This window comes from Okeania sp. SIO2F4 (assembly GCF_010672385.1).
In the GTDB taxonomy this organism is placed as follows: domain Bacteria; phylum Cyanobacteriota; class Cyanobacteriia; order Cyanobacteriales; family Microcoleaceae; genus Trichodesmium.
Genome location: NZ_JAAHGT010000985.1, coordinates 1 through 3524, shown reverse-complemented (window position 1 = coordinate 3524; position 3524 = coordinate 1). Strand labels below are relative to the sequence as shown.

General features: G+C 35.9%; 2 protein-coding genes. Both read right to left on the bottom strand.

The genetic code is table 11. The annotated features are described in order from the left end of the window. Window positions 1–257: 257 nt before the first annotated feature. On the bottom strand, window positions 258–1205 hold the full coding sequence (locus F6K22_RS36020) for an Npun_F2552 family protein (RefSeq protein WP_293109413.1): 948 nt from the start codon (window positions 1203–1205) through the stop codon (window positions 258–260). A 760-nt stretch (window positions 1206–1965) separates the two neighbouring features. Continuing rightward, window positions 1966–3180 carry a 2'-O-glycosyltransferase CruG gene (gene cruG, locus F6K22_RS36015; protein WP_293109412.1) on the bottom strand — a complete coding sequence of 405 codons (1215 nt, stop codon included), beginning with the start codon at window positions 3178–3180 and terminating at the stop codon, window positions 1966–1968. Between the last annotated feature and the right edge of the window lie 344 nt (window positions 3181–3524).

Sequence of the window (3524 nt, the reverse complement as noted above, 5' to 3'; positions counted from 1 at the left end):
TGGAGTTGGCAGACCAAACCCCTACAGAAAACTAGCTATATTTCACTTCCAATTTCAGCACCCTTTCAAAAAATAGCTATATCCTCTTATCTCTTCCCATTAAATATTCAAAAATATTTCCTCACCAAACTGAGCAAAGTAGGGGTTGGGAGACCAAACCCCTACAGGAGGCTAGCTAGATTTCACTTCTAATTTCAGCTCCCTTTCAAAAAATAACTGCATCTTCTTATCTCTTCCCTACTCCCTAATTCCTAATATTAAATATTCATTGGTTCTTGAATAAACTTAACGTATAGATGTTTAAAAGTAGACCTAATTATCCGTGGAACACCAAAATCAATAGGTTTCTTAGTTGTAGGTAACTGCCAATTTTCTACCTCGACTTCAGCAGGTTGTAATAATGGAAAATTAACACTTTTTAAATCAGAACAAAATCCCATTTCTTCAGCAACTGCCATTGTGGGAACTTCTGCCGAATTAACTTTCAAAATTTCGGCAAATGTTCGGTCTAAAGCAAATACATTTGTAGATGCTCCCAAAATACCTAAATTTCTAGGTTCTCCACCAATCGGACCATTACCTTCGTGACCGATAATACTATCAATAATAGTCAAATTTGGATTAATTGCTTTTGCAGTTTCTACCAGCATTTTGCCAAAACGATGAGCATCTTTACCCGCCTCTAAATGCCACCAAGCTTTCATTTTTCCTGGTACACAACCAAATAAGTTTTTTACTCCCATTGTCATAGTTAGTTGAACATGAGATTTAAGCTTAGGCAAATTAATTATTACATCTGCCGCCATTGCTTCTTTACTTAACAGTAAATGATTAAATTCTTGACTAACTATGTCGTAACGTTTCCCATGAAATTCAACTATTGGTAAATCAAACTCTTTGAGTAATGATAAATAACCATTTGCTTTCGCCACACCCATAGCACTACCAAAAGCTGGACTATCACCTAAAAAAGGTTTACCACCCGCTTCTTTTACCATTTTAGCTACACAATAAACTATTTCTCTTCTCGTTACGCATTCTTTTGTGGGGCGAGAACCCGTCAGTAAATTTGGCTTTAATAGAACACGATCGCCTGCTTTGATAAAGGCATTAATTCCCCCTAATGGTTCTAAAAGATTCTCTATTGATTTTTCTAATTCGTTAATTTTATAGGAATTAGCTCGGATTAAACTTACAGTAGACATAATTTTTTTATTTAACTAATAGACATTTCCAGACAAGAGGGAGTAGGTAGTAGGGAAAAAGAATTAATGATTTCTGTCCGATAACTGATTTTATTGGATATTTCTCAGAGACATCTATAAAACCATTCCAAAATGATTTTTTAGATAGGTTTAATTTTGATTAGACTATTCATTATAATACCAAATATCAAAAGTAATGCTATACTTGGGAAATATTTCAGTTATCAATTAATTAGTACATACCAAATCATTCTTTTGCTAATTTGAGCTAATTTAATATTAATTATTGTTATGTTTACTTCTCTGTACAGACGTTGCATGCAACTACTCCCCCTCCTGGGAGGGGTTAGGGGTGGGTCTCCTACTCTGAAATAGATAAAGTTTTTGAGAAATGGTATAACTCCTCACTCCTGACTTCTTTTAATTGGTGAGACTTAGGCCAAAACACTATATATAGAGTTCAAAAACTATAACGTTATAGATACATAGTGTTTAAGACTCAAAAATGCCTAAGTCCTGAGACATCTATCAAACCATTCCCAAATGAATTTTTAGATAAGTATAATTTTGATTAAACTATTCCCAAAATGACTCCTGACTTCTTTTAATTAGTAGGACTTATGGAAAAACACTATATATAGAGTTAAAAAACTATAACGTTATAGATACATAGTGTTTAAGACTCAAAAATGCCTAAGTCCTGAGACATCTATCAAACCATTCCCAAATGAATTTTTAGATAAGTATAATTTTGATTAAACTATTCCCAAAATGACTCCTGACTCCTTGAAACAACCGGATTTTCTCCATAAACTCTACCCCGCCATTTTGTCGGAGTCTTCATAGCAGATAAAAATATTCGTAAAACAGCCAAAGGATCTGCTAAAGGAGAAAATAAAAATAACCAACTAGCTTGAGCTTTACTAAAGTCATAAGAAGGAGCAATACCCAATAATAAAGCAAACCTAATTAATAATAAAAATAAATTCAAACCAAATAATAAAAATTTAGCAGACACAGAAATAGAAATAGGCAAACCAAACAATAAATAACCCAATACCACTAACAAAGGCAAACCCTGAGTTGCCAACAACAACCAAAGATCGCTCCAAATTTGAGCAGTAGGAGAAGCATCCTTCAAATCAAGCGATCGCCCCCACTCCCGCCAAGTTTCCATCATCCCCTCATACATTCTCACTTGCAAAACCTGCGCTCCATCCAGAAACCCCACCTTATACCCCTCACCAGCAATATTTCTAGCCAGAGTCACATCATCACAAAAAGAACCCTTAGCACTAATATAACCCCCCATCTTCGACAAAACCGAACGGCGACACAAAAAACATTGACCATTAGCCATAACTCGTTCTGGTGTTTGCCCCCCCGTACCCGTCGGTCCAAACCTATAGACTAAAGTTATTAATAAAGCAGGTTGTAGCCACAGTTCTCCAGGATATTTCAGGATAAACCGTGGCGACAGAGAAATCAAATCATAGGCTTCCGCTTCAGCCTTTTTAACCAAACTAGCTACTAACCCTGGGTCTGGTTGAGTATCCGCATCTACTCCCAGAAACCATTCACTCTTTGGGGAACTTGCCAAAAACCCCGTATGTAAAGCCCAAGGACGACCCACCCACCCAGGAGGTAAAGGGTCGTCCGTAATTAAGCGAAACCTTGGGTCTTTTTTTGCTGTAGTCTTAACTAAATATTGAGTATCATCTGTCGAGTTACTATCAACTACAATTATTTCCCGCACTTCATAACTTTGCCTACTCAAACCTATTAAACAGGGAGTAATACGCTCTGCCTCATTAAGAGTTGGTACCACAACTGTCACCTTACCTAATAATTCTGGTGTAGGCAAGTCAGGTTTTAATGGCGGTTGGCGAGTCGGACCTTTAATGAGACGTGATAATAAGATAGCTGTTGCTGGTAGTTGCAACATTAGCATGACAAAAAAAAAGACTTCAGGCATAATTTTGGATTTTTAGAGGCAGTATTTTAGACTTTATATTATCTTTCAGAGGAGTAATAGACATCTCCATAAAAGAGGGAGTAAGGAGTAGGGAATAGGGGGGAAATAATTGATGGTTTGTGCTCGATAATTGATTTGATTTTTTATTTTTGGAGAGGTCTAATAGTTAACCAAAGACCTTAACAGACCTTTTTAAGGTAATAATTAATAATCACCCTTTCTTAAAAGAAGGGGATTGACTCAAAGGAAAATTTTTTGCTTTTTTTCTCCTTAAAAAAGGAGGCTTTAGACCACAATTTCTCCTTCAGCAATTAACAATGAACAATTAAATAATTAATAATCAC

Bases quoted from the DNA above. Each gene is read 5' to 3' on its own strand.
- F6K22_RS36020 (WP_293109413.1), bottom strand. From the start codon at position 1,205: ATGTCTACTGTAAGTTTAATCCGAGCTAATTCCTATAAAATTAACGAA.
- cruG (WP_293109412.1), bottom strand. From the start codon at position 3,180: ATGCCTGAAGTCTTTTTTTTTGTCATGCTAATGTTGCAACTACCAGCA.